Annotated in this window: 2 protein-coding genes; one reads left to right on the top strand and one right to left on the bottom strand. The window is 29.0% G+C overall.

Going from position 1 to position 1,295, the window contains the following annotated elements; genetic code table 11:
* Nucleotides 1–12 precede the first annotated feature (12 nt).
* Nucleotides 13–618 carry a hypothetical protein gene (locus BG20_RS10855; RefSeq protein ID WP_048097251.1) on the top strand — a complete coding sequence of 202 codons (606 nt, stop codon included), beginning with the start codon at nucleotides 13–15 and terminating at the stop codon, nucleotides 616–618.
* Between the two features lie 90 nt (nucleotides 619–708).
* On the opposite strand, the gene BG20_RS10850 is transcribed toward BG20_RS10855, so the two are convergent.
* Nucleotides 709–1,014 carry a single stranded DNA-binding domain-containing protein gene (locus tag BG20_RS10850; RefSeq protein ID WP_007401198.1) on the bottom strand — a complete coding sequence of 102 codons (306 nt, stop codon included), beginning with the start codon at nucleotides 1,012–1,014 and terminating at the stop codon, nucleotides 709–711.
* Nucleotides 1,015–1,295: the final 281 nt, after the last annotated feature.

The following is a 1,295-nucleotide window of genomic DNA, read 5'->3' as shown; positions in this document are numbered from 1 at the left end:
ATTTTGTTTAAAATGAAAAAACGTGGTCCTATAATTGGAGTCTCTGGGTTAGTGCTGGTAGCTATTTCTATTTCTATAATGGTCTCTGTTTTACCTGCAAATATGACTGACCGAAATAGTCTCTATATTCCATCAATGTTTGAGGGAATGTTTAATCAAGTCTCTGATAAAATTACTATTTTTCCTGGCGAGTCAGGATATTTTTCATATGGTACAAAATCATCAAATATCCCACTCTTATGGGGAGTGCAAATAATTGATTTTCAAGAAGGAGATAATCTATCTATCTCCATTTCAAATATCTTTGGTGATAAATATGGTAATTTCTCACAAGACAATTCCATTATCTTTGAAATGTTAGATATTGTAAAATCTGATTCGCTAAATTTTGAAATTCAAAATCATGGGTCTAGAACTGTGAATTTAGTTGTAATGATTTCTGAAGATCCTGATAATTCTGATGCTTTTACAAATCCTAACTCTCCTTTAAGAAATACTATTGTGCCATTAGTGATTTCTGCTATTTTGTTAATTTTTGGTATTATAATTTTGATAGTAGGTATAATTATGTATTTGATTGATTGGAAAAATATTCAAAATAATAGAAAAAATTACTAATGTTAGTATTTCTGGTTTTAGTTAGAATAAAAAATAATGTTACTTGATGAAATAAAATATTAACCCAGAAATAATTTTTAAAATTAAATTTTACTGTGGATTAATTTCCATTTTACCGAATTTGCCTTTTGTTAAGGATACTTCACCTTTGAACTCATTTGTATATCCGTTTGTGATTACTACTACATCTCCCACATTAACTGCTTTGATATCATCGCCCCACAATGTGAGTTTTATTTCGTCTGATTCATCAGCTATTACTGCATCACAAACATCAACGGTTCCACCTGTTTTGAGATTTACTGTTCTTGGGTCCCCTTTACTTTTTACTTCGGCTTTTAGATTAATTCCACTTCGCATTTTTTTTACTTGTGAAACTGATTGAAATTCTGCCATGTATTCTGACTCAAGTTTGGACAATTATAAGCTTTTTTAAATAACTTATAACATAAAATCAAAACAGATTTCTGACTTTAATCACATTACTTTTGGACCATCTAACGAATTGATTCTACATAAATGGTCATGATTTGAAATATGTTTTCCAATCAATAACTGATCCCCCTCTTGATTTATTGAAATTTACCTATATTTTCAATTTTTTGTTAAAATGACGCTAACACCCTATTATTACCAATAATTACCATTTATTACCAATAGTATATATATCCCTGTTT

This window comes from Candidatus Nitrosarchaeum limnium BG20 (genome assembly GCF_000241145.1).
In the GTDB taxonomy this organism is placed as follows: Archaea; Thermoproteota; Nitrososphaeria; order Nitrososphaerales; family Nitrosopumilaceae; genus Nitrosarchaeum; species Nitrosarchaeum limnae.
Note: the sequence above shows the minus strand (reverse complement) of the source record. Positions and strands in the feature narration are given on the sequence as shown.